The organism is Streptomyces sp. NPDC020958, assembly GCF_055562175.1.
In genome coordinates, this window is the sequence record NZ_JBVHFU010000027.1 from 1 (window position 1) to 24,625 (window position 24,625).

Here is a 24,625-nt window from a genome sequence, read left to right on the forward strand (position 1 = left end):
ACCTGCGCTACGCGATGTACGACAAGTACTTCAAGAAGATCGGCAACTGCGTGGGCCCGTCCACCTGCGCGGCCGGCACCGGCAAGGACGCCTCGCACTACCTGCTCTCCTGGTACTACGCGTGGGGCGGCTCGACCGACACGAACGGCGGCTGGGCCTGGCGCATCGGCTCCAGCTACGCCCACAGCGGCTACCAGAACCCGCTGGCCGCGTACGCGCTGAGCTCGTACGCCGACCTGGAACCCAAGTCGGCGACCGCCGCGGGGGACTGGAGCAAGTCGTTGCAGCGGCAGCTGGAGTTCTACCAGTGGCTGCAGTCGTCCGAGGGCGCCATCGCGGGCGGCGCGACCAACAGCTGGGCGGGCCGGTACGCGACTCCACCGGCTGGCAAGTCGACCTTCTACGGCATGTACTACGACGAACAGCCGGTGTACCACGACCCGCCGTCCAACCAGTGGTTCGGCTTCCAGGCCTGGTCGATGGAGCGGGTCGCCGAGCTCTACCAGCAGACCGGCAACGCGCAGGCCAAGGCGGTCCTCGACAAGTGGGTCACGTGGGCGCTGTCCAAGACCACCATCAATCCGGACGGCACCTACCAGATTCCCTCCACCCTCCACTGGTCCGGCCAGCCCGACACCTGGAACGCCTCCAGTCCCGGCTCCAACAGCGGACTGCACGTCACCGTCGCCGACTACACCAACGACGTCGGCGTGGCGGCCGCGTACGCCAAGGTCCTGACGTACTACGGCGCCAAGTCCGGTGACCCGACGGCCAAGTCCACGGCGAAGGCGCTGCTCGACGGCATGTGGAACAACTACCAGGACAGCCTGGGCATCGCCGTCCCCGAAACCCGCACCGACTACAGCCGGTTCAACGACAGCGTGTACGTGCCGAGCACCTTCAGCGGCACGATGCCGAACGGGGACGCGATCAACTCCTCGTCGACGTTCGCCTCGCTGCGCTCCTTCTACAAGAACGACCCCGCGTGGTCGAAGATCCAGGCGTACCTGGCGGGCGGCGCCGCGCCCGTCTTCACCTACCACCGGTTCTGGGCCCAGGCGGACATCGCCCTTGCCATGGGTTCGTACGCGGAACTCCTCGAATAGCCCCCGCCGAAGTCCCGCGTACGCGCCCCCGTCGCAGGGAGACGGGGGCACCGACCGGGCGGTCCTCGACCACGTGGGGACCGCCCGGCATCTGTCAGGAACATGATCTTCGTGTACCACGTGGAATGGAATTGGGAGCGCTCCCAAATCCTGGGCGCTGCTCCCGCTCCCCACCAGTCCCCAGCGGAGGACCCGCATGCAACAGTTGAAGAACCACGGCAAGCTGCACACCCTGTTCGCCGTGCTGCTCGCCTCACTCGTCGCGCTGGCGGCGCTGATCACCGCCGCTCCGGCGTCGCACGCCGACACGACCATCTGTGAGCAGTTCGGCTCGACCACGATCCAGGGCCGATACGTCGTCCAGAACAACCGCTGGGGCACCAGCGCCACCCAGTGCATCACGGCCACGGACTCCGGTTTCAGGATCGTCCAGGCCGACGGCTCCGTTCCGACGAACGGCGCGCCGAAGTCGTACCCGTCCGTGTACAACGGCTGCCACTACACCAACTGCTCACCGGGCACCAACCTGCCGGCCCGGCTAAGTTCCGTGGCGAGCGCGCCCACGAGCATCTCCTACAGCTACGTGAGCGGTGCGCAGTACGACGCGGCCTACGACATCTGGCTGGACCCGACGCCCCGCACCGACGGCGTGAACCGCACCGAGATCATGGTCTGGCTCAACCATGTGGGGGCCGTGCAGCCGGTCGGCTCGCCAACCGGAACCTCCACCGTGGCCGGGCGTTCCTGGCAGGTGTGGTCCGGCAACAACGGCACCAACGACGTGCTGTCCTTCGTCGCTCCGTCGGCGATCGACAGCTGGAACTTCGACGTCATGGACTTCGTCCGCCAGGCGGTCGCCCGGGGACTGGCCCAGGACAACTGGTACCTGACGAGCGTCCAGGCGGGCTTCGAACCCTGGCAGAACGGTGCGGGACTGGCCGTGACCTCGTTCTCCTCGGCCGTCAACCTCGGCGGCGGCACCGGTGGCGGCACCGGAGGTTCGGGCGGCTCGGCGGCCTGCAAGGTGGCCTATGGCACGAACGTGTGGCAGGGAGGGTTCACGGCGAACGTCACCGTGACCAACACGGGCTCGTCGCCCGTCGACGCCTGGAAGCTCGCGTTCACGTTGCCGGCCGGGCAGCAGATCACGAGTGCGTGGAGCGCCCAACTCTCTGCCTCGTCGGGAGCCGTGACGGCCGGCGGTATGGCATACAACACGTCCATCGCACCGGGCGGCCAGGTCTCCTTCGGGTTCCAGGGGACCTATGACGGCGCCTTCGCCGCACCGGCCGCGTTCAGCCTCAACGGCACGTCCTGCACCAGGGCCTGAGGCCGTCGCGGCGGGCGGTCCGATCCCGGCCGCCCCGAAGGCCGCCCGCCTCCGGCCGCGGGCACCGGCACCGCGGATCCGCCCGGCCGACGTCTCTGCTCGGCCGGGCGGATCCGCCGCTGCTTCCCGGATCCCGTCGCCCTGGGCCGGGGCGTGCCACCGCTGTCCACCTCCTTCGCGCCGAGCCCCGTCGATCATGTGCGGAAGGCATGTGCCCGAGTCCTCCGTCCCGTAAGATCGGTGATCTCGCGGGTGGGGGAGGTGGTCATGGCCAGGCGACGACCTGGAGCGCCGACGCTGGAAGAGGTGGCCGCCCGCGCCGGGGTGGGACGGGGCACGGTCTCCCGGGTCATCAACAACGCGGCCGGCGTGAAGGAGTCGACGCGCCGGGCCGTCCAGCAAGCCATCGAAGAACTGGGGTACGTGCCCAATCTCGCGGCCCGCACGCTGGCCGGGCAGCGTGCGGACGCCGTGGCCCTCGTCCTGACCGAGCCGGACTGGAGGCAGTTCGCGGAGCCGTTCTTCTCCGAGATCGTCCGCTCGCTCGGTGACGCGCTGGCCGACACCGGGATGCAGCTGCTGCTCACTCTGGTTCGCTCGGAGGACGAGCGGCAGCGGTTTTTGGAGTACGCGCGGGGCGGCCGGGTCGACGGGGTCCTGCTGATGTCGGTGCACGCGGACGACAGGCTGCCGGACATGCTCGCCGAGGCCCGGTTGCCGACCGTGCTGCTGGGGCGCCGCTCGGGCGACGAGTACGTCAGCTATGTCGACGCGGACAACGTGGGCGGCGCCCGAAACGCCGTGTCCCATCTCCTGAGGCAGGGCCGCACGGCGGTGGCCACCATCACCGGGCCACTGGACATGTACGTCGCGCAGTGCCGGCTGCGCGGTTATGAGGATGCGCTGGCCCTGGCAGGCGTGAAGAGGTCACGGTCCTGGGTGGCGGAGAGTGATTTCTCGGAGGAGAGCGGACGTCGTGCCATGGCGGAACTCCTCGAACGGCATCCCGAGATCGACGCCGTCCTCGCCGCGTCGGACACCACGGCGGCAGGGGCGCTGCACGCACTGCGCGCGGCCGGGCGGCGGGTGCCCCAGGACGTCGCCGTCATCGCTTTCGACGACTTCCCGCTGGCCCAGCGCACCGAGCCGCGGCTGACCACGGTGCGTCAGCCCCTCGAGGAGATGGGGCGGGCCATGATCAGGCTGCTGCTGGAGGAGATGGAGGAGCAGTCCGTGGCCTGGCGCCATGTCATCCTCCGTACGGAGCTGGTTGTCCGAGAGTCGTCCTGACCGCCCTCCTCGAACCACCTGGCGGCCCATCGGACGAGGGCGGCGAAGCCGTACGGTTTCGGACAGTGGCGGCACGTACGGTCTCGTCCTCGACGAGCTCGGGCGGCGAGCCCGTCGCACGTCCTACGACGTTCCGAGGCGCAGGGCGAACCGATTCGACGCAAGCGCTTCGACCGGACCCACGACCGGCATTGCGCGGCAGTCGCGAAGCGCAAACGGCGCGAATCCCCGGTCACGGGCGTCTGCTTCGGCCAACGGTGTTCGCTCCGGCGCTCCGCGATCCGGGGCAACTCGGAGACGTTCCTGTTCAGGTGCGTCGCGAAGGGGCATCCGGAGGGTCGGTGACCGGCCACCGGCCACCCCCGCGCGGTCCCCAACGCCACTGCGGCAACAGGCCGGTCCGCGGTCGGGAGCCGTTCCATCGCAACTTTTCGTGACAACCAAGAGCTTGCGAACCGAGGAAATCAGCAGTCGAATCGATTCCGCAACAAAGCCGCAACACGGTCCCCAGGGCGGGTCTGCCCTTGGCAGCTCTGCGGGACCGGCAACACCGTCTGCCCCGACATCTCTCGGCAATCCCACTGCACAACGGCACGCTCAGGCACTTCGGCATGTGTCACCGCAACCACCGCCACCACCGCGACCCGACCGGGTTGCACCGGCACGGGAGGGAGCCCAGATGGGAACCACACGTACGAGACGCCGTCTGTTGCCCGGGCGCGACAGCGTCGAGCGGTTGCTCGCGGCGTTACGCCACCGTCGCGCGCCCCGGAACTCGTCGGCTCGGACATCTCTCCCCCCGGCGGCGGGCCCGGCCCGTTCCCGGTGGCTGACGTTCGCCCGGACGGGAGCCGCAGCCGCGCTCGTCGCCGGCGCTCTCGTCGGCGCCACGGCCACGGCGGGCACGGCGCGGGCCGCCACGTCCGGCCCCTGTGACATCTACGCGGCGGGCGGCACGCCCTGTGTGGCGGCGCACAGCACCACCCGAGCACTGTACGCCTCGTACAACGGGCCGCTGTACCAGGTCCGGCGCGCCTCGGACAACTCCACCCGTGACATCGGGGTCCTGAGCGCGGGCGGATACGCCGACGCCGCCGCTCAGGACTCGTTCTGCTCGGGGACGTCCTGCCTGATCACGGTCATCTACGACCAGTCCGGCCGCAACAACAACCTCACCCAGGCACCCGGCGGCGGCGCCGCGGGCGGCCCGGACAACCTCGCGAACGCGACCGCCGCGCCCACCACGGTGGGCGGACACAAGGCCTACGGCGTCTTCGTGGCGCCCGGCACGGGCTACCGGAACAACCACACCAACGGCATCGCCACCGGAGACAACGCCGAGGGCATGTACGCGATCTTCGACGGCACGCACTACAACGGCGGCTGCTGCTTCGACTACGGCAACGCCGAGACGAACAGCAACGACGACGGCAACGGCACGATGGAGGCCATCTACTTCGGCAACATCAAGGTCTGGGGCTACGGCAGCGGCAACGGCCCCTGGATCATGGCCGACCTCGAAAACGGCCTGTTCTCCGGCGTCAACCAGCACTACAACGCCAATGATCCGACCATCAACTACCGCTATACGACCGCCATCATCAAGGGCGGCCCGAACCACTGGGCGATCCGCGGCGGCAACGCGCAGTCCGGCGGCCTGTCCACCTTCTACGACGGCGTCCGGCCCAACGTCTCCGGCTACAACCCGATGCGCAAGCAGGGGGCCATCATCCTCGGCACCGGCGGCGACAACAGCAAGGGCGCCCAAGGCACCTTCTACGAGGGCGTGATGACCTCCGGCTACCCGTCGGACGCCACCGAGGACGCCGTCCAGGCCAACATCACCGCGGCCGGATACAGCAACGCCTCCGGCGGCACGGGCACGGGCGCGCTGCACGCGGTGGGCGCGGGCAAGTGCCTGGACGTGCCCAACTCGTCCACCACAGCCGGTACGCAGCTGCAGATCTGGGACTGCAGCGGTGGCGCCAACCAGACCTGGACGCGCACGTCCTCGGGCCAGCTGACCGTCTACAGCGGCAGCAGCCAGATGTGCCTGGACGCCTACAACAACCAGACGTCCGCCGGCACCAAGGTGGTGACCTGGCCCTGCAACGGCGGTGCCAACCAGCAGTGGCAGGTGAACTCCGACGGGACCGTCACGGGCGTCCAGTCCGGGCTCTGCCTCGACGTCACCGGCGCCTCCACCGCCAACGGTGCCCTGGCCGAACTGTGGACCTGCAACGGCGGGTCCAACCAGCAGTGGCGCCTGAACTGACCTGAAGGGCCCCGGCCCGAGGCCGGCTCGCCGCCGGTCTCGGGCCGCGCACCACCGCGTGACAGACAGCACAGGACCACAAGCGTCACCACCGGAGGATGACGATGTCCAGAGCCAGAGCGCTCCGCGGCCTGTGGGCTACCCCCACGGCGCTGCTCGCCCTGCTGGCCTGCGGGCCGGCCACGGCCGGGGTCGCCCACGCGTTGACGGCCGAGCGGGCAGCGGTGGCCGCCGACCTGTACGTGGCGCCGGACGCGGCGCCCGGTGGTGACGGCAGCGCCGCGCATCCCTTTGCCGCCCTCGACCAGGCGCAGCAGCCCGCGCACAAGCTGTCGGCCGACACGGACGTCGTCGTCCATCTGGCGGGTGGCACCTACCAGCTGTCCAGGCCTTTGGCCTTCGGCTCCGGCGACGGCGGCCAGAACGGTCACACCATCACCTACCAGGCCGCGTCCGGTCAGCAGCCGGTGGTGTCCGGCGCCCAACAGATCACTGGTTGGCAGGTCCATGACCAGGCGAAAAACATCTGGTCCGTCCACGTAGGTACGGGCATCAACACCCGCCAGCTGTATGTGAACGGCAGGGAGGCGCCGCGGGCGGCGATCCAGGTGCCCCGCTCCGCCTTCGCCTTCACCCAGACCGGCCTGACCGTCACCGACTCCTCCCTCGACTACCTGTCCGGCCTCTCGGACCAGAACCACATGGAGGTCGAGAGCCTCAACTCCTTCACCGACCGCTACGCCCCGGTCCAGTCCATCAGCGGCAGGACCATCACGATGCAGCAGCCCGCATGGAACAACAACTCCTGGGGCTACGACACCATCAACGCGCCGTTCGCCGGCGGGACGATGTACCTGGAGAACAACTACGCGTTCCTGCAGCAGGCCGGCCAGTGGTACCTCGACTCGTCCACCGGCGATCTGTACTACCGCGCCCAGTCGGGCCAGAACCCGAACAGCCTCGACGTCGAACTGCCCCGGCTGCAGAGCCTGCTCGGCATCAGCGGCAGCTACGGCACACCGGCGACGGGGCTCGCCTTCAGCGGCATCCGGTTCACGGGAACCTCCTGGCTCGGACCCAGCGGACCCGACGGCTACGCGGACCAGCAGAGCGGCGCGCACATCACCGGCGCCTACCCGATGCCGGACAACTGGCTGAGCAGCTGCAAGTCGGGATGCACCCGGTTCGAGGCCACCCGCAACCGCTGGGCGCAGATGCCCGCGGCCGTCCAGGTCTCGGCCGCCGGCGGCATCACCTTCTCCGGCAACACCTTCTCCGAGCTCGGACAGGCCGGGCTCGGCGTGGGCAACGACGGCGTCGCCAACGCCTCCGGCACCGGACTCGGTGCGAACGGCGTCACCATCACCGGCAACACGTTCACCGACACCGCGGGCAGCGGCATCCAGGTCGGCGGGATCCAGCCGGACGCGCACCATCCCAGCAACCCGCAGATGACCAACCAGAACATCACCATCAGCAACAACAAGGTCAGCGGCGTGGGCACCGACTACAAGGAGACCGCCGCCATCCTGTCCACCTACGTCACCAACGCGACGATCACCCACAACCAGTGCGACCACCTGCCCTACGACGGCATCGACATCGGCTGGGGCTGGGGCGCCAACGACCCGGGCGGCAGCCAGGACTACGTCAACCGGGGCACGTACAACTACCAGCCCGTGTACAGCACCCCCACGACGCTGAAGAACAACACCGTCACCCACAACCTGATCTACGACACCAAGAACGCGATGTTCGACGGCGGCAGCATCTACAACCTGTCGGCGAACCCCGGCTCGGTGATCTCCGAGAACTACATGTACGACAACAACCGCACCACCGCGCTGTACCTCGACGAGGGCTCCCGGTATCTGACGGTGTCGCACAACGTCGTTCAGGACGCGGGCAATTGGGCGCTCACCAACGCCAACGCGAACAACCACACTGACGACAGCACCTTCTCCGGCAACTGGTACAACGGCGGCAACACATACGTGGCCACCGGGCCTCCGCACAACAACGTCCTCACCGGCAACGTCCAGGTCAGCGGTACCAATTGGCCGTCGGGCGCGCAGCAGGTGATCCAGCAGGCGGGCGTCCAGTCCTCGGGCGGCGGTGGCGGATTCCCCACCGGCTCCCACCAGTTGGCGATCGGCAGCAGCGGCCTGTGCCTGGACGTGTACGGCAACGCCGGCAGCGCGGGCGCCGCCATCGACCAGTGGACCTGCAACGGGCAGGCCAATCAGCAGTTCCAGTTCGTACCGGGCGCCGACGGTTACGGTCAGTTGCAGGCGCAGAACTCGGGCCTCGTGGTGGGGGTTTCGGGCAGCGTCACGGCCGCCGGGACGCCGGACATCGTGCAGCAGGCGCCCAGCGGGGCGACCGGCGCCCAGTGGCTGCCGGTACGGCAGTCCGACGGCTCGTACTCCTTCCAGAACCAGAACAGCGGCCTGTGCCTGGACGTCTACGGCGGCGGCAGCAACCCCGGCCAACAGCTCGACCAGTGGCCCTGCAAGAACACGGCGGGCAGCAACCAGGACTTCACCCCGCGCTGACCGACCCCCACCCGCTCGTTCACCGCCACCCACTGTCCCGCACCCAGTGAGGAACACAGATGAAGAAGAAGTCCACGGCACTTCTGGCCGTCGCACTGACGGCAGCTGCCGCCACCGGCACCGCGTTGCCCGCGGCGGCCGCCACCGGCACCGGATCACCGGCCTCCACCGCACGGGCCGCCGCCGCGCCCACCGCCCTGCGGCTGATGCCGCTGGGCGACTCCATCACCTGGGGCGTCGGCAGCCCGTCGGGGAACGGCTACCGGAGCTTCCTGTGGAACCGGTTGGCGAACGAGGGGCATGCCCTGGACTTCGTGGGATCGGGCCGCAACGGCACGATGTCGGACCCCGACAACGAAGGCCACTCCGGCTGGCACATCAGCGAGATAGCCGGCATCGCGGACTCCGTGCTGGCCCGGTACCGGCCCAACGTGATCACCCTGGAGATCGGCACCAATGACCTGAACGGCGGCTCTCAGGCCGAACCCGCCGCCGAACGGCTCCATGCGCTCATCGACCAGATCACGGCCGACGCCCCTGACGCGACGGTCCTCGTCGGCACCGTGATCGTCTCCACCAGCAGCACCGAGGAGGCCACCCGCCCCGCGTTCAACGCCGAACTGCCCGGCATCGTCCAGGCCGAGCAGGCTGCCGGCAAGCATGTACGCCTGGTGGACATGAGCGCTCTGACCACCGCAGACCTGTCCGACTCCTTGCATCCCAACGACAACGGCTTCGGCAGGATGGCCGACGCCTTCAACGCCGGGGTCCAGGCCGCGGACGCGGCAGGCTGGATCAAGCCCCCGGTCTCCGTGGGCGCTCCGGTTCACTCCGGGGTCGCGGGGAAGTGCCTGGACGTCAACGGCGGCAACAGCGCCAACGGCACCGCCGCGCAGATCTGGTCCTGCAACGGCGGCGACGCGCAGCTGTGGTCCGCCCGCTCGGACGGCACCTTGCGGGCGCTCGGGAAGTGCCTGGACGTCACGGGCGGTGGTACCGCCAACGGCACCAAGATCGAGATCTGGGACTGCAACGGCGGCGCCAACCAACAGTGGCAGGCCTACAACAGCGGTTATCGCAACCCCGTTTCCGGCCGCTGTCTCGACGACCCCGGAGCGTCTGCCACCGACGGTACGCAACTGGTCCTGTGGGACTGCAACGGCGGATCCAACCAGCAGTGGACCGCACTGCCGGTCACCTCCGCCCAGTGACCCGACCGGGGTGCCGACGTCTGGACGGTGCCCCATCCCCCCCCCACACACAAGGAGACTGATTCCTCATGTCCTGGCTCAACGAAGAGCCCCGTCTGCGCACGGTGCTGGCCCTGGCCGCCGGACTGACTGCGGGCACGGCGCTGGCTCTCGCCGGTCCGGCGACCCCCGCGGCCCACGCCGCCTCCGGCACGCTGGGCGCGGCAGCGGCCGACAGCGGCCGCTATTTCGGTACGGCGGTGGCCGCCGGGAAGCTCGGTGACTCGACGTACTCCACGATTCTCGACCGGGAGTTCAACATGATCACCCCGGAGAACGAGATGAAATGGGACACCACCGAGCCCTCGCGCGGCGGCTTCAACTTCGGGCCCGCCGACCAGATCGTCAACCACGCCACAGCCCACGGTCAGCGCATGCGCGGCCACACCCTGGTCTGGCACTCCCAACTCCCCTCCTGGGTGAGCTCCATCACCGACCCCAACACCCTGCGCAGTGTGATGGACAACCACATCACCCAGGAGATGACCCACTTCAAGGGCAAGATCTACGCCTGGGACGTGGTCAACGAGGCCTTCGCCGACGGCGGCAGCGGCCAGCACCGCAGTTCGGTCTTCCAGAACGTGCTGGGCAACGGCTTCATAGAGGAGGCGTTCCGCACCGCGAGGACGGCCGATCCGGCGGCCAAGCTCTGCTACAACGACTACAACATCGAGAACTGGTCCGACGCCAAGACCCAGGGCGTCTACAACATGGTCAAGGACTTCAAGTCCCGCGGCGTGCCCATCGACTGCGTCGGCTTCCAGTCCCACTTCGGCACCGGCGGCCCGCCCGCGAGCTTCCAGACGACGCTGTCGAACTTCGCCGCGCTCGGCGTGGACGTCCAGATCACCGAGCTGGACATCGCGCAGGCGCCGGCAAGCGCCTACGCGAACACCGTCAAGGCGTGCTTGAACGTCGCGCGTTGCACCGGCCTCACCGTGTGGGGCATCCGCGACAGCGACTCCTGGCGCAGCGGCGAGAACCCGCTGCTGTTCGACAGCAACGGCAACAAGAAGGCCGCCTACGACGCGACCCTGACCGCGCTGGGCGGTGGCACCGGGACCCCGGGCGGCGGCATCGTCTCGGGCCAGGTGTACCAGATGAGCGTGGCCTCCGCGGGGCGGGTGCTGGACGTGCCGAGCGGGCAGACCGGGAACGGCACGCCGGTGCAGGTCTGGGACGCCAACGGGAGCGCCGCGAACCAGCAGTGGCGGGCGAACCAGAACAGCGACGGCTCGTACACGCTGACCAACATCGCCAGCGGGCGGGTGTTGGACGAGCCCGGTGGCCAGACCGGCAACGGCACGCGGTTGACGATCTGGGACAACAACGGCGGCGCCAACCAGCACTGGCGGGCGAGCCAGAACAGTGACGGTTCCTACACCCTGATCAACGTGGCCTCCGGCCGCGCCCTGGAGGTCCCCGCGGGGCAGAGCGCCAACGGGAGCCCCGTCCAGATCTGGGACTCCAACGGCGGCGCCAACCAGCACTGGAGGCTCGGGTGAGGTGACCGGCACCCGGTAGGGGCCCTCCGAGCGGACACCCGCGCCCGGTACGGCAGTCGTAGCCGGACGCGGGTTCCGGCCTGCCCTCAGACAGCGCGAACATGGGCAAGACATGGGATGTATCGAGCAGAGAATCACCAGGTGGGATCTATTGACAGGGTGTTGTGCCTGTGACATCACTATGCGACATGGGATGTATGAGTGTTCCCTGTGCGTGCTTGTGAGCGCGCAGACGGGAGCGGTCGACATCCCTTCCGAACCCTCTCGGACAGGCACGGCACTCTCCGTCCCCTTCCCCCGCATACGCGAGGACACAGAATGCAGCCTTCATCCGCTCCGCCTCGTCACCCCACCGCTCGCGCGTCCCGCTTACCGGCGGCCGCCGCCGTGTGCGTGATGGGACTGCTGCTCGTGCTGCTCGCGAACGGGCCGACATGGTCCGCGTCGACGTCGCCGGCACCCCTGGTCGGTTCGGCGTCGGGCCGGTGCCTGGACGTCAAGGGCGACGTCGACACACCGGGTACGACCCTGGACATCTGGGACTGCAACGGCCAGGCCAACCAGGCATTCCAGCCGACCTCGGCCGGTGAGTTGAGGACGATGAACGGCACCCGGTGCGTGGACGCCCTGGACGGGAGGACGACGCCCGGAGCCCCCGCGGTCATCCGCTCGTGCGACGGGCGGTCGACCCAGGTGTGGCGACAGAACGCCGACGGGTCCCTCACCGGTGCCGCGTCCGGATTCTGCCTGGACGCGAGTGGAGCGGGTACGGCCAACGGCACCGCGGTCATCCTGTGGACCTGCAACGGCCAGGGGAACCAGAAGTGGACCGCACCGGCCGCCCCGCCTCCGCCCCCGCCCGGTGGGTCGGGCCCGTGCGACCTCTACGCCGCGGGTGGTACCCCGTGCGTCGCCGCCCACAGCACGGTGCGCGCCCTCTACGGCTCGTACAACGGCCCGCTGTACCAGGTCAGGCGTAGCTCGGACAGTGCGACCCGGGACATCGGCGTGCTGGCGCCGGGCGGCTTCGCCGACGCCGCGGCCCAGGACGCCTTCTGCGCCGGCACCAGTTGCGTGATCACGGTCGTCCGCGACCAGTCCGGGCACGGCAACGACCTGTGGTACCAGGGCTCCGCCCAGGTCCCGGGATCGAGCCAGAGCAGCCCGGCGAAGGCGACCGCCGAGTCGCTGACCGCCGGGGGCACCAAGGCGTACTCGCTGTACATCAACCCCGGGAACAGCTACTGGCGCGACGGTCACCTGACGGGCGTGCCGACCGGTGCGGCACCCGAAGGGGCGTACATGGTGACCAGCGGCACCCATGTCAACGGCGGCTGCTGCTTCGACTACGGCAACAGCGAGACGACCAGGAAGGCCGACGCCGCCGGGGCGATGGACGCCATCAACTTCGGCACCGAGTGCTGGTTCGGCGGCTGCCAGGGAAGTGGCCCCTGGGTGCAGGCCGACCTCGAATGGGGGCTGTACCCCGGCGGCGGCCAGTCCTGGAACCCCGGCCAGCGGGCGTTCAACGACAAATTCGTGACCGCGATGCTGAAGAACAACGGCACGTCCAGGTTCGCCCTCAAGGGCGGCAACGCCCAGTCGGGCGGCCTGACCACTCTGTGGGACGGCGCCCTGCCCGGCGGATACAGCCCCATGAAGAAACAGGGGGCCATCGTCCTCGGCAGCGGCGGCGACTGCTGCAAACCCGGCGGTGGCGCCAACCTGAGCGCCGGCACCTTCTACGAGGGAGCCGTCGTCGCGGGCTATCCCTCCGACACGACCGACAACGCGGTGCAGGCCAACATCACGGCCGCCGGTTATCGCTGAACGCCTGTCAGTTCCCCCCTCCGGTCCAGGAGTAGATGCCCCATGCCCACGACCACCCCGCCGCCCCCTTCGCCGTCCCTGCGCAGAATCCTGGCGCTCACCTTCTCGGCCGTGCTGCTCGCCGTGGCGGCACCCCTGCTCGCCCTCGGCACGGCGCACCCCGCCGCCGCTCTCGGCAACGGACTCGCGCCGACCCCGCAGATGGGCTTCAACGACTGGAACGCGTACGGCTGCAACGTCTCCGAGTCGCTCATCAAGTCCACCGCCCAGGCCATGCACACCAACGGCATGCAGGCGGCGGGCTACACGTACGTCAACATCGACGACTGCTGGATGACCAAGAGCCGTGACTCCGGCGGCCACCTGGTGCCGGACCCGGCGAAGTTCCCCGACGGCATCAAGGGCACCGCCGACTACGTCCACTCCTTGGGCCTGAAGCTGGGCATCTACGAGGACGCGGGCACCGCCACCTGTGCCGGCTACCCGGGCAGCCTCGGCCACGAGAGCACGGACGCGCAGTCGTTCGCATCGTGGGGCGTGGACTACCTGAAGTACGACAACTGCAACAACACCGGCGTGCCCGCCCGGACCCGGTACACCGCGATGCGGGACGCGCTCGCGGCCACTGGCCGGCCGATCCTGTACAGCCTGTGCAACTGGGGCCAGGAGAACGTGTGGACCTGGGGCGCCGACGTGGGCAACAGCTGGCGCACCACGGGAGACATCAGCCCGACCTTCTCCAGCATGCTGTCGATCTTCCACAGCAACGTCGGGCTGGCCTCCTACGCCGGACCCGGCCACTGGAACGACCCGGACATGCTGGAGGTCGGCAACGGCTCGATGACGGCGACCGAGAACCGCAGCGAGTTCAGCCTCTGGGCGGAGATGGCCGCACCTCTCATCGCCGGCACCAACATCCCCCAGGCGAGCGCCTCGACCCTGGCCACGCTGACCAACTCCCGGGTGATCGCGGTCGACCAGGACCCCCTCGGCAGGCAGGGAACCATGGTGTCCTCCGCCGGGGGCCTGGACGTGCTGGCCAAGCCGCTCGCGAACGGGGACGTGTCGGTCGCGCTGTTCAACGAGACCGGCTCCACGGCGACCATCACCACCACCGCGTCCGCGATCGGGAAGACCGGAGCGTCCGCCTACACCCTCACCGACCTGTGGTCCGGCGGATCGTCCACGACCTCCGGCACCATCAGTGCCTCGGTACCGGCCCACGGCACCGTCATGTACCGGGTCGCGGGCGGCACCAGCGGCGGCTCGGGCAACAGCGTGACAGGGGCATTGCACGCTGTCGGCGCGGGCAAGTGCCTGGACGTACCCAACTCCACCACGACCGCCGGCACCCAGGTGGAGATCTGGAGCTGCAACGGCGGCGCCAACCAGACCTGGACGCACACCGCCCCGGGGCAGCTCACCGTCTACTCCGGCACCGGTCAGATGTGCCTGGACGCCTACAACAACCAGACCACGCCTGGCACGAAGGTGGAGATCTGGCAGTGCAACGGCCAGAGCAACCAGCAGTGGACGCTGAACTCCAACGGCACGATCACCGGGGTCCAGTCCGGTCTGTGCCTGGACGTGGCCGCAGGGGCCACCGCTGACGGAAGTCTCGTCGAGCTCAGCACCTGCACCGGCAGCAGCAGCCAGCGATGGACGCTGGGATGAACCGCCTCCCGCTTCGCCCACGGGCAGCTGCGGTGCCGCCGTGCGGCGGCACCCTCACCAAGGAGGTCTCCTTGCCCCGATCGGCAACCGATGACCGGCGAAGCCGGTTTCCGGCCGCGCTCCTGATCGCCCTGGTGTTGGCTTTGGCCGCGCTCGGCACACCGGCGTTCGCGACGTCCCCGCAGGCCGCCGCGCCGGCCGCGCCCGCCGCCGCGCAGCTTCCCTGCGACCTCTATGCCGCGGGCGGCACACCGTGTGTGACCGCTCACTCCACGACCAGGGCGCTCTTCGCGGCGTACAACGGGCCGCTGTACCAGATCCAGAGGTCCTCCGACCACGCCTACCGCGACATCGGGCTGCTCGCCGCCGGCGGATACGCCGACGCCGCGTCCCAGGTCTCGTTCTGCGCCGGCACCTCGTGCACGATCACGAAGATCTACGACCAGACAACCCGCCACAACGACCTGCCGATCTCCTGGGGCGGCTACTGGAAGGGCCCCGGTCCCAACGGATCCGACGTCGGAGCCGACGCCATGGCACTGCCGGTGACCGCGGCCGGCCACCAGGTCTTCGGCGTCAAGGTCACACCCGGAGTCGGCTACCGCATCGACCACGCGAGCGGCGTCGCCACCGGCTCCCAGCCCGAAGGCATCTACATGGTGACCTCGTCGAACTACACCAACCAGTGGTGCTGCTTCGACTACGGCAGCGGCGAGAACACCCACACCGACACCGGCAACGCCACCATGAACGCCATCTACTGGGGCAACGCCTGCTGGTTCAACGGCTGCACGGGCACCGGTCCCTGGGTCGAGGCCGACCTCGAGAACGGCATGTTCCACACCAATACCGGCTCCAACAAGGACCCGAACAACCAGGGCGTGCACCACCCGTTCGTCAGCGCGTGGCTGAAGAACAACGGCACCAGCAACTTCACCCTGAAGTACGGCGACGGCGCCGCCGGAGGGCTGACCACCACCTTCTCCGGCCCCCTTCCCAACGGCTACTCACCGATGAAGGTCGACAGCTCCGTCCTCCTGGGTACCGGCGGCGACAACAGCGTCTCGGGACAGGGCGAGTTCTTCGAAGGCGCGATGACGGCGGGTTATCCCTCCGACGCCACCGAGAACGCCGTCCAGGCCAGCATCACCGCCGCCGGGTACGGAACGTCGGGCGGCAGTGGCGGTGTCACCGGTGCGCTGCACGCGGTGGGCGCGGGCAAGTGCCTGGAGGTACCTGGCAGTTCGACGACTCCGGGCACGCAGGCGCAGATCAGGGACTGCTCCGGCGGGGCCAACCAGACCTGGTCCGAGAGCACCTCCGGTGAGCTGACCGTCTCCCTCGCAGGCAACCGCCTGTGCCTGGACGCCTCCGGGCAGGGCACCAGCCCCGGCACGAAGGTCATCACCTGGACCTGCAACGGCCAGAGCAACCAGCAATGGACGCTCAACGCCGGCGGCACCGTCACCAGCGCCCAGTCCGGACTGTGCCTGGACGTGTCGGGCGCCGCCACCGCCAACGGCACCCCCGTTCAGCTGTGGACCTGCAACGGCCAGTCCAACCAGAAATGGACGCTGAACTGACCCCGTGAGTCCATGCGCCCGACCCCGGGGCGGCGGCTCCCGCCGCCGCCCCTGCCCAGGAGGACCCGATGAGGATGAGAGCGAGACCCGGATTTGCGGCACTGGTGAGCGGCATCGTCCTGGCACTCGTCATGGCGCTGCTGACGACGGCCCCGAGCCAGGCCGCCGCGGGCACGGCGCTGCGCGTCGACCTGGCCTCGCCCCGGGGGCCGTCGACCGGCGTGGGGGAGGGGTTCCTCTACGGCATCAGCCAGGACGGCACGCAGCCCGTCGACCAGTTCCTCCAGCCGCTGGGCATCAACGCGTTCCGCGGCGGCGGATGGTTCTCCGGCGGCTGGATCAGGGACGGCTACCAGTACGGGTCCGCGACCCGGGCCGACCTCGACTCGATCACCGCGCAGGCCCGGCGACTCACCCGGCCGCCGTACCACGCGCAGTACCAGGTGCTGGTCAGCGACATCTACGGCGTCAACGGCGGCCAGCCCTCGAACACCAGATACCCGTGCGACAACGGCGACTGCTCGAACTGGATCAACTTCATCGACGCCACGGTGGGCGCCCTGCAGGGATCGGGGCTCACGTTCTCCTACGACATCTGGAACGAGCCGGACATCTCCGTGTTCTGGACCCGGGGTGTCAACAGCGCCCAGTACTTCCAGATGTGGGACACCGCCTACCGGGAGATCCGGCGCATCGCCCCCGGGGCCAAGATCGTGGGGCCGTCCCTCGCCTTCACCCCGCAGCGCAACCCTGAGGAGTGGGGGACCTGGCTCGCGCACGTGAAGGCCGCCGGCACCGTCCCCGACATGATCAGCAACCACAACGAGGGTGACGTCGACGACCCCGTCACCGTCGCCCAGAGTCTGCGCAACGCCCTGAACTCCGCGGGCATCGGCCCGCTGCCGCTGTCCTCGAACGAGTACCAGCCCGCCGACCGGGGGACCGCCGGCGTGACGGCCTGGTACCTGGCCCGGTTCGCGCAGTCCGGATACACCAACGCCATGCGCGGCAACTGGGTGTGCTGCGTCACGCCGAACCTGACGGGAGTACTCACCCAGAGCGGAGGCACCTGGCAGCCGACCGGCAACTGGTGGGCGCTGCGGGACTACGCCGACATGACCGGAACCCTGGTGGACACCTCCGGCCAGGTCGGCTCCACGGCCATAGCCGCCTCGGAGGACTCCGCCGCCCAACGCGCCGTGGCGCTCATCGGCGACTCCAACGGCTACACCGGGGCCGCCTCCGTGACGTTCGACGGACTGTCGTCGGTGCCCTGGCTGACGAACGCGGGCAACGTCCACGTCACCGTGCACCGCATCCCGGACCAGGCCCCGCTGAGTGCGCCGGGGACCGTGTACGACCAGAACGTGAGCGCATCCGGTGGCTCGCTCACCGTGCCGCTCACCTTCCAGGGCTCGCACGACGCGTTCGCCGTCTACCTGACCCCGGCCTCCTCCGGCGGCACGGGCTTCCCGGACGGCTACCACCAACTCGTCGTCGCCGACGACAACCTGTGCCTGGACGTCTACGGCAACTCCACCGCCGCGGGCGCCGTGATCGACCAGTGGACCTGCAACGGGCAGGACAACCAGCGCTTCCTGTTCGTGCCGGCCTCCGACGGCTACGGCGAACTGCGCGCCCAGCACTCCGGCCAGGACGTGGCGGTCGCGGGCAGTTCCACGGCGGTCGGCACCCCGGACATCGTGCAGCAGGCCCCCGGCACCGCCGCCAACGCCCTCTGGCTGCCCGCGCGCCAGTCGGACGGCTCGTACACCTTCCAGAACCGCAACAGCGGCCTGTGCCTGGACGTCTACGGCGCCGGCAGCACCGCGGGACAGCAACTGGACCAGTGGCAGTGCAAGAACGCGCCGGGCACCAACCAGGACTTCATCGTCCGCTGAGGCCGCACCCGACGCGGACTCCATCGACCTGCGAAAGGAAACCACCGTGTCAGCAATCAGACGGCTGCTGCGGCGCCTGCGCGCCTCGACCGCCGTGCTCACGGGCCTTCTCCTGGCCGTCGGCGGCCTTGTCGGCGCCGTCGCCGCCCCGGCGCACGCCGCCACCTCCCTCACCATCAACGGCGCGTCCGGAGGGCGGACCTTCGACGGCGTCGGCGCGATCAGCGGAGGCGGCGGAAACAGCAGGCTCCTGATCGACTACCCCGAGCCCCAGCGCGGTCAGATCCTCGACTACCTCTTCAAACCCGGTTACGGGGCCTCGTTGCAGATCCTCAAGGCCGAGATCGGCGGGGACACCAACTCCACCTCCGGCGCCGAGCCCAGCCACCAGCACACCCGCTCCGACCTGAACTGCGACCGGGGCTACGAATGGTGGCTCATGGAGCAGGCCAAGGCCCGCAACCCGAACATCAAGCTCTACGGTTTGGCCTGGGGCGCCCCGGGGTGGATCGGCGGCGGGAACTTCTGGTCCACCGACATGGTCAACTACCTTGTCTCCTGGCTGGGTTGTGCCAAACAGCACGGCCTCGCCATCGACTACCTCGGTGGCTGGAACGAGCGCGGCTACAACGTCTCCTGGTACGAGCAACTGCGCAACGCGCTCAACTCCAACGGCTACGGCAGCGTCAAGATCGTCGCCGCCGACTCGGACTGGACCGTGGCGAACGACGTCAACTCCAACTCCGCTTTCGCCGCCGCGGTGAGCGTCATCGGCACGCACTACCCCTGCGGTTACCGCTCCTCCCAGTCCAACTGCTCGGTGCCGTCGGCCGCCACGACCTCCGGCAAGCCCCTGTGGGCCAGTGAGAACGGCTCGGACGACTACAACGGGGGAGCCCCCGCCATGGCGCGCGGCATCAACCGCGGATACATCGACGGTCGGATGACCGCGTATCTCAACTGGCCGGTGGTCGCGGCGATCACGCCGAACCTGCCGTACCCCACCATGGGCCTCGCCCTGGCCTCCCAGCCCTGGTCCGGACACTACGCGATCGGCAAGAACACCTGGGTCATGGCGCACACCAGCCAGTTCACCGCCCCGGGCTGGAAGTACCTCGACTCCTCCAGCGGCTACATCGGCGGCAACCGGAACAACGGCAGCTACGTCTCGCTGAAGTCCCCGAACGGCTCCGACTACTCCACCGTCATCGAGACGATGGACGCCGGCAGCGCCCAGACCCTGAACTTCGACGTCACCGGTGGCCTGTCCGGCGGAACCGTCCACGTCTGGTCGACCGACGTCAACTCCTCGAACCCGGACGACTACTTCGTGCACACCGCCGACGTCACCCCCTCCGGCGGAGGCTTCAGCCTGACCGTGCAGCCCCATCACCTCTACACCCTGACCACCACCACCGGGCAGGGCAAGGGCACCGCCGCAGGCCCCGCGCAGGGCGCCATGAGCCTGCCGTACGGCGACACCTTCGACGGCTACACCACCGGCACCGAAGCGAAGTACCTCATGGACTGGCAGGGCGCCTTCGAGGTGACGGCCTGTGGCGGTGGCCGCGGTGGCAAGTGCGTGCGCCAGATGAGTCCGCAGAAGCCGATCACCTGGGACGCGCTGTCCGATCCGCACGCCCTGCTCGGTGACGTGGGCTGGAGCGACTACACCGTCTCGTCGGACGTGCTGCTGGAACAGCCGGGATACGCCGAGCTGATCGGCCGTGCGAACGGCCAGGACTACAGCAGCACCGGCGGTCTGAACGCCTACCACCTGAGGGTGAGCGACACCGGTGCCTGGTCGATCCTGAACTCGGGCACCAACGGCAACGTCTCCACCCTCGCCCGTGGGACGACCACGGCGCTGGGCACCAACCGGTGGCACACCGTCGCCCTCACCTTCTCCGGAAGTACGATCAGCGCCGTCATCGACGGCTCCACGGTCGGCTCCGCCACCGACCGCACCTGGGCCGGCGGGCAGGTCGGCTACGCGACCAGCCAGGGCGAGACGGCACAGTTCGACAACCTCTCCCTCACCCCCGGAAGCGGCGGTGGAGGAGGCGGTACGACCGGTCCGATCGTCGGCGCCGCCTCCGGCCGGTGCGTGGACGTGCCCAACCAGTCGCAGACCTCCGGAACCCAGGTGGAGCTGTGGGACTGCAACGGCGGCAGCAACCAGCAGTGGACGAGCACACCCGCCGGTGAACTGCGGGTGTACGGCAACGCCTGCCTGGACGCGGCGGGCGGCGGCACCAGCCCCGGCACCAAGGTCGACATCTCGGGCTGCACCGGCGGCGGCAACCAGAAGTGGACGCTCAACGCCGACGGCACGATCACCGGCGCCCAGTCGGGCCTGTGCCTGGACGCCACCGGTGCGGGAACGGCCAACGGCACCCTGCTGGAGCTGTGGACCTGCACCGGCGCCGGCAACCAGAAGTGGACACGCGAGTGACCGGCACCGGCCGGGACCGCCACCCCGTCACCTGACCCTGAAGGACCCCCACATGACCGCCTCCCCCCGCCCGATCAGCCGACGCCGTCTGCTCGCGGCGACCGGCGCGGCCACGGCCGCCGGCCTGCTGCGGTTCGCGCCTCAGGCCGCCGCCACCGACGGCCCCGCGAGCTACACCGCCACCTGGTCCTCCGTCGACCAGCACCCCCCGGCCCCCGCCTGGTTCAAGGACGCCAAGTTCGGCATCTACTACCACTGGGGCGCCTTCAGCGTCCCCGCGTACGGCAACGAGTGGTATCCGCGCAACATGTACGTCGGCGGCTCCAACGAGAACCAGCACCACATCGCCACCTACGGCGACCCCTCGGTATGGCCGTACCAGAACTTCCTCGACGGCGCTCGCGACAAGGCGGGCAACTTCGTCCAGTTCGCCCCGAAACTGGTGTCCCAGGGCGGCAACTGGGACCCGGACGCCTGGGCCCGGCTGTTCAAGTCCGCGGGCGCGAGGTTCGCCGGCCCGGTCGCCGAACACCACGACGGCTTCTCGATGTGGAACAGCCGCGCCAACCCGTGGAACTCCGTCCAGCACGGCCCCCGACTCGACCTGGTCGCCCTGCACGCCCAGGCGATCCGCGGGCAGGGCCTGAAATTCATGGCCTCCCTCCACCACGCCTACCACTTCAACGGCTACTACGACCACGTGCCGTCCCAGTCCGACCCGGCCCTGCGCATCCTCTACGGACAGCAGGGGACGGCGGCGGAGAACAAGCTCTGGTACGACAAGCTCATCGAGGTCATCGACGGCTACCAGCCCGACCTGCTCTGGCAGGACTTCGACCTCAACCTGGTCCAGGAGTCCTACCGGCTGCAGTTCCTCGCCCACTACTACAACCAGGCGGTCGCCTGGAACAAGGACGTGGCCGCGACCTACAAGGACGGGCTCGACAACCAGGGCGAGGTCTTCGACTTCGAGCGCGGCGGCCCGGCAGGACTGCTCACCCCCTACTGGCTGACCGACGACAGCATCTCCTCCTCCAGCTGGTGCTACACGGTGGGCATCGGCTACTACTCGACGCAGGCGCTGCTGCACTCGCTGATCGACCGGGTCAGCAAGGGCGGCACCATGCTGCTGAACATCGCGCCCATGGCCGACGGCACCATCCCTTCCGGTCAGCAGTCGATCCTGCTCGCCCTGGGGGACTGGCTCGGCCGCTTCGGCGAGGCGGTCTACGGCACCCGCTCCTGGTCCAGCTACGGCGAGGGCCCCACCAAGATGGGCGGCGGCTCCTTCAGCGGACCGGTGGCCGGCAAACCGCAGGACATCCGCTTCACCCGCAGCCAGGACAACAAGGTCCTCTACGCCACCGCGCTGGGCTGGCAGGGCGCCACCATGACCGTCACCACGCTGAACTCCAACCAGATCAACCTCAGCACCCTGACCGGCGCGCAGCTCCTGAACAACGCCGCCGGCACGTACGTCAGCCTGCCCGCACCCACCCAGGACGCCTCCGGCCTGCATCTGACCATGCCCTCGACGAACCCGCCGTTCAACGCCCTCGCCTACACGGTCAAGCTCACCTTCTCCGGCGAGATCCCCGTCCTGGGCGCACCCGGCGGCTCAACGACCTGGGTGAAGATCGCCAACGTGACCAGCGGTCTGGTTCTGGACAGCGGGGGCAACGTCGCCTCCGGCTCCAACCTCAAGCAGTGGAACTACGACGGCAGCGCCAACCTGCAGTGGCAGCTGGTCGACCTCGGCAACGGCTACTACCGGATCATGAACCGCGCCAACGGCATGGCCGCCGACAGCTGGGGCAACTCCGCCAACGGCGCTCCCGCCCGGCAGGAGGCGTGGAACGGCGGCAACAACCAGCAGTGGTCGCTGACCAGCCTCGGCAACAGCCGCTACCAGATCATCAACCGCGGCACCGGCACCGCCCTCGACGGCAGCGGCAGCACGACGGTGGGCTCGACCACGGTCATGTGGACACCGAACTCCAGCACCAACAACGAGTGGACCATCACCGCCGTGTGAACCGCCCGCACCACCGAAATCCCCCCGACGCAAGAAGGAGCGCGTATGAAACGCAGACCACTTCTGATGTCCATCGCGGCCGCGATACTTCTCGTCCTGTCGGCAGCCGGCACCTCGTCCGGCAACAGCCACGCCGCCCCCCGTCCGGCCGCGGCCGCCGCCTCGGCCACCGCCGGCTGCGGCAAGGCCCCGGCGCTGACGAGCGGCACCCACACGATCCAGGCCGGCGGGCAGACCCGCAGTTACATCCTGAGGGTTCCGGCCGGCTACGACAGCAACCACCCCTACCGGCTGATCTTCGGCTTCCACTGGCGCGGCGGCACGGCCGGCGACGTCGACTCGGGCGGAACGGACGGATACAACTGGTCCTACTACGGCCTGAGGCGCCTGGCGGACGCGAACAACAGCACGATTTTCGTCGCGCCCCAGGGCAACGGCAACGGCTGGGCCAATCCCGGCGGCCAGGACGTGGCCTTCGTCGACGCCATGGTCAGCCAGATCGAAGCGGGGCTGTGCGTCGACACCACCCAGCTGTTCTCCGCGGGCTTCAGCTACGGCGGTGCGATGTCCTACGCCCTTGCCTGCGCCCGGGCGACCGTCTTCCGGGCCGTCGCGGTCTACTCCGGCGCCAACCTCAGCGGCTGCAACGGCGGCAACCAGCCCATCGCCTACATGGGACTGCACGGCCTGAGGGACAACGTGCTGCCCATCCAGTCGGGACGGGACCTGCGCGACACCTTCGTCCGGACGAACGGCTGCACCCCGCAGAACCCGCCCGAGCCGGCCTACGGCAGTCTGACGCACATCATCACCACCTACTCCGGATGCCGGTCGGGCTACCCCGTCGTGTGGGCCGCGTTCGACGGAGCCGGCCACGACCCCGGCCCGATAGACGGCTCCACCGGTGACGGCTGGCGCACGTGGACGTCTGCGGCGGTGTGGCAGTTCTTCACCCAGTTCGGCTCCAGCACACCACCGCCCCCGCCCCCGCCGTCGAGCAGCCAGGAAATCGTCGGCCAGCAGTCCGGGCGCTGCCTCGACATCAACAACTCCACCACCGCCAACGGCACCCAGGCGCAGCTGTGGGACTGCAACGGCGGCTCCAACCAGCGGTGGACCCTTACCGCCGCCAAGCAACTGATGGTCTACGGCAACAAGTGCCTGGGCGTCGGCCAGTCCGCCGGCAGCGGCACCCCGGCGGCGATCTGGGACTGCGACGGGCAGCCGGACCAGCAGTGGAACGTCAATCCCGACGGCACGATCACAGCGGCCCAGTCGGGTCTGTGCCTGGACGCCAACGGCCAGGCAACAGGCAACGGGACGAAGGTCCAGCTGTGGACCTGCACGGGCGGAGCCAACCAGCAGTGGCGCCTGCAGAACTGACAGCCCCGGGCCAGGTACGGCACATGCCGACCTGGCCCGCGGGTACATGCTCGGCGAAGTCCATGCGCTCGCAGAATTCCTCGCCGCAGGCCAACCTCCGCACCCCATACAGGCCGCCCGTCCTGCGGTCGTAAAGACCCACACGGACACCGCTGATCCGGGCACGGCGTCCGCGCCGAAGCGCTCGATCACGCCGCGCGAGCCCAACGTCAGCCCCATCGACTGTCTGCCGCCGCCTGCGTGCTGATCCGGGCCGGCAGCAGCTCCTCCGCGACGGTGATCCGTCAGCAGCGGGCGACGGCCCGCCCCTGGCGCAGCACCGAGGCTTTGAAGCCCAGTGGGGCGCCGGTGCCGAGACCTCGAACAGCCGGGCGCGCGGGCCAGTCCATCCGAAAGGCCCGGCTGTCCATGCCGACGCGAGCGTCCCCAAATGAGTACTACTCATTTCTGTTA

The 24,625-nt window shown here is 69.2% G+C and carries 13 protein-coding genes and 2 pseudogenes; 14 read left to right on the forward strand and 1 reads right to left on the reverse strand.

What is annotated here, in order from left to right; all coding sequences use genetic code 11:
* From ACZ3KP_RS39615 to ACZ3KP_RS39680, 14 genes and pseudogenes are all read left to right on the forward strand, one after another.
* On the forward strand, nucleotides 1-1,106 hold a 1,106-nt coding region (locus tag ACZ3KP_RS39615), incomplete at its 5' end, for a glycoside hydrolase family 48 protein (protein ID WP_467505849.1).
* Nucleotides 1,107-1,302: 196 nt separating this feature from the next.
* Nucleotides 1,303-2,436 (forward strand): glycoside hydrolase family 12 protein, encoded by a 1,134-nt coding sequence (locus ACZ3KP_RS39620; protein ID WP_358986737.1) that lies wholly within the window; start codon nucleotides 1,303-1,305, stop codon nucleotides 2,434-2,436.
* 267 nt (nucleotides 2,437-2,703) lie between these two features.
* Nucleotides 2,704-3,726, forward strand: a complete 1,023-nt coding sequence (locus tag ACZ3KP_RS39625) for a LacI family DNA-binding transcriptional regulator (protein ID WP_467505852.1) — start codon at nucleotides 2,704-2,706, stop codon at nucleotides 3,724-3,726.
* Nucleotides 3,727-4,405: 679 nt separating this feature from the next.
* Nucleotides 4,406-6,001, forward strand: coding sequence for an arabinofuranosidase catalytic domain-containing protein (locus ACZ3KP_RS39630; RefSeq protein WP_467505854.1), 1,596 nt, complete (start codon nucleotides 4,406-4,408; stop codon nucleotides 5,999-6,001).
* A 104-nt stretch (nucleotides 6,002-6,105) separates the two neighbouring features.
* Nucleotides 6,106-8,556 (forward strand): RICIN domain-containing protein, encoded by a 2,451-nt coding sequence (locus tag ACZ3KP_RS39635; RefSeq protein WP_467505856.1) that lies wholly within the window; start codon nucleotides 6,106-6,108, stop codon nucleotides 8,554-8,556.
* 59 nt (nucleotides 8,557-8,615) lie between these two features.
* Nucleotides 8,616-9,767, forward strand: coding sequence for a ricin-type beta-trefoil lectin domain protein (locus ACZ3KP_RS39640; RefSeq protein WP_467505858.1), 1,152 nt, complete (start codon nucleotides 8,616-8,618; stop codon nucleotides 9,765-9,767).
* 68 nt (nucleotides 9,768-9,835) lie between these two features.
* Nucleotides 9,836-11,299 (forward strand): annotated as a pseudogene (locus tag ACZ3KP_RS39645) (glycoside hydrolase family 10 protein); the annotation flags it as partial.
* 408 nt (nucleotides 11,300-11,707) lie between these two features.
* The gene (locus tag ACZ3KP_RS39650; RefSeq protein WP_467505860.1) at nucleotides 11,708-13,141 is read left to right on the forward strand and encodes an arabinofuranosidase catalytic domain-containing protein; all 1,434 of its coding nucleotides are present in this window, start codon (nucleotides 11,708-11,710) and stop codon (nucleotides 13,139-13,141) included.
* Between the two features lie 42 nt (nucleotides 13,142-13,183).
* A complete protein-coding gene (locus ACZ3KP_RS39655; RefSeq protein WP_467505862.1) occupies nucleotides 13,184-14,815 on the forward strand; it encodes a glycoside hydrolase family 27 protein in 1,632 nt (543 codons plus the stop codon).
* Between the two features lie 71 nt (nucleotides 14,816-14,886).
* Nucleotides 14,887-16,398 (forward strand): arabinofuranosidase catalytic domain-containing protein, encoded by a 1,512-nt coding sequence (locus ACZ3KP_RS39660; protein ID WP_467505864.1) that lies wholly within the window; start codon nucleotides 14,887-14,889, stop codon nucleotides 16,396-16,398.
* Between the two features lie 68 nt (nucleotides 16,399-16,466).
* Nucleotides 16,467-18,299 (forward strand): RICIN domain-containing protein, encoded by a 1,833-nt coding sequence (locus tag ACZ3KP_RS39665; protein ID WP_467505866.1) that lies wholly within the window; start codon nucleotides 16,467-16,469, stop codon nucleotides 18,297-18,299.
* 46 nt (nucleotides 18,300-18,345) lie between these two features.
* On the forward strand, nucleotides 18,346-20,754 hold the full coding sequence (locus tag ACZ3KP_RS39670) for a ricin-type beta-trefoil lectin domain protein (RefSeq protein ID WP_467505868.1): 2,409 nt from the start codon (nucleotides 18,346-18,348) through the stop codon (nucleotides 20,752-20,754).
* Nucleotides 20,755-20,806: 52 nt separating this feature from the next.
* Nucleotides 20,807-22,789 (forward strand): alpha-L-fucosidase, encoded by a 1,983-nt coding sequence (locus ACZ3KP_RS39675; protein WP_467505870.1) that lies wholly within the window; start codon nucleotides 20,807-20,809, stop codon nucleotides 22,787-22,789.
* A 66-nt stretch (nucleotides 22,790-22,855) separates the two neighbouring features.
* The gene (locus tag ACZ3KP_RS39680) at nucleotides 22,856-24,172 is read left to right on the forward strand and encodes a ricin-type beta-trefoil lectin domain protein (RefSeq protein WP_467505938.1); all 1,317 of its coding nucleotides are present in this window, start codon (nucleotides 22,856-22,858) and stop codon (nucleotides 24,170-24,172) included.
* Nucleotides 24,173-24,202: 30 nt separating this feature from the next.
* Here the strand turns inward: ACZ3KP_RS39680 and ACZ3KP_RS39685 are convergent.
* Nucleotides 24,203-24,585: pseudogene (locus ACZ3KP_RS39685) on the reverse strand (SAM-dependent methyltransferase); the annotation flags it as partial.
* Nucleotides 24,586-24,625: the final 40 nt, after the last annotated feature.

Coding starts and splice junctions, on each gene's coding strand:
- ACZ3KP_RS39625 (WP_467505852.1), top strand. CDS start 2,704: ATGGCCAGGCGACGACCTGGAGCGCCGACGCTGGAAGAGGTGGCCGCC.
- ACZ3KP_RS39635 (WP_467505856.1), top strand. CDS start 6,106: ATGTCCAGAGCCAGAGCGCTCCGCGGCCTGTGGGCTACCCCCACGGCG.
- ACZ3KP_RS39650 (WP_467505860.1), top strand. CDS start 11,708: ATGGGACTGCTGCTCGTGCTGCTCGCGAACGGGCCGACATGGTCCGCG.
- ACZ3KP_RS39680 (WP_467505938.1), top strand. CDS start 22,856: ATGTCCATCGCGGCCGCGATACTTCTCGTCCTGTCGGCAGCCGGCACC.
- ACZ3KP_RS39620 (WP_358986737.1), top strand. CDS start 1,303: ATGCAACAGTTGAAGAACCACGGCAAGCTGCACACCCTGTTCGCCGTG.
- ACZ3KP_RS39675 (WP_467505870.1), top strand. CDS start 20,807: ATGACCGCCTCCCCCCGCCCGATCAGCCGACGCCGTCTGCTCGCGGCG.
- ACZ3KP_RS39665 (WP_467505866.1), top strand. CDS start 16,467: ATGAGGATGAGAGCGAGACCCGGATTTGCGGCACTGGTGAGCGGCATC.
- ACZ3KP_RS39640 (WP_467505858.1), top strand. CDS start 8,616: ATGAAGAAGAAGTCCACGGCACTTCTGGCCGTCGCACTGACGGCAGCT.
- ACZ3KP_RS39630 (WP_467505854.1), top strand. CDS start 4,406: ATGGGAACCACACGTACGAGACGCCGTCTGTTGCCCGGGCGCGACAGC.
- ACZ3KP_RS39655 (WP_467505862.1), top strand. CDS start 13,184: ATGCCCACGACCACCCCGCCGCCCCCTTCGCCGTCCCTGCGCAGAATC.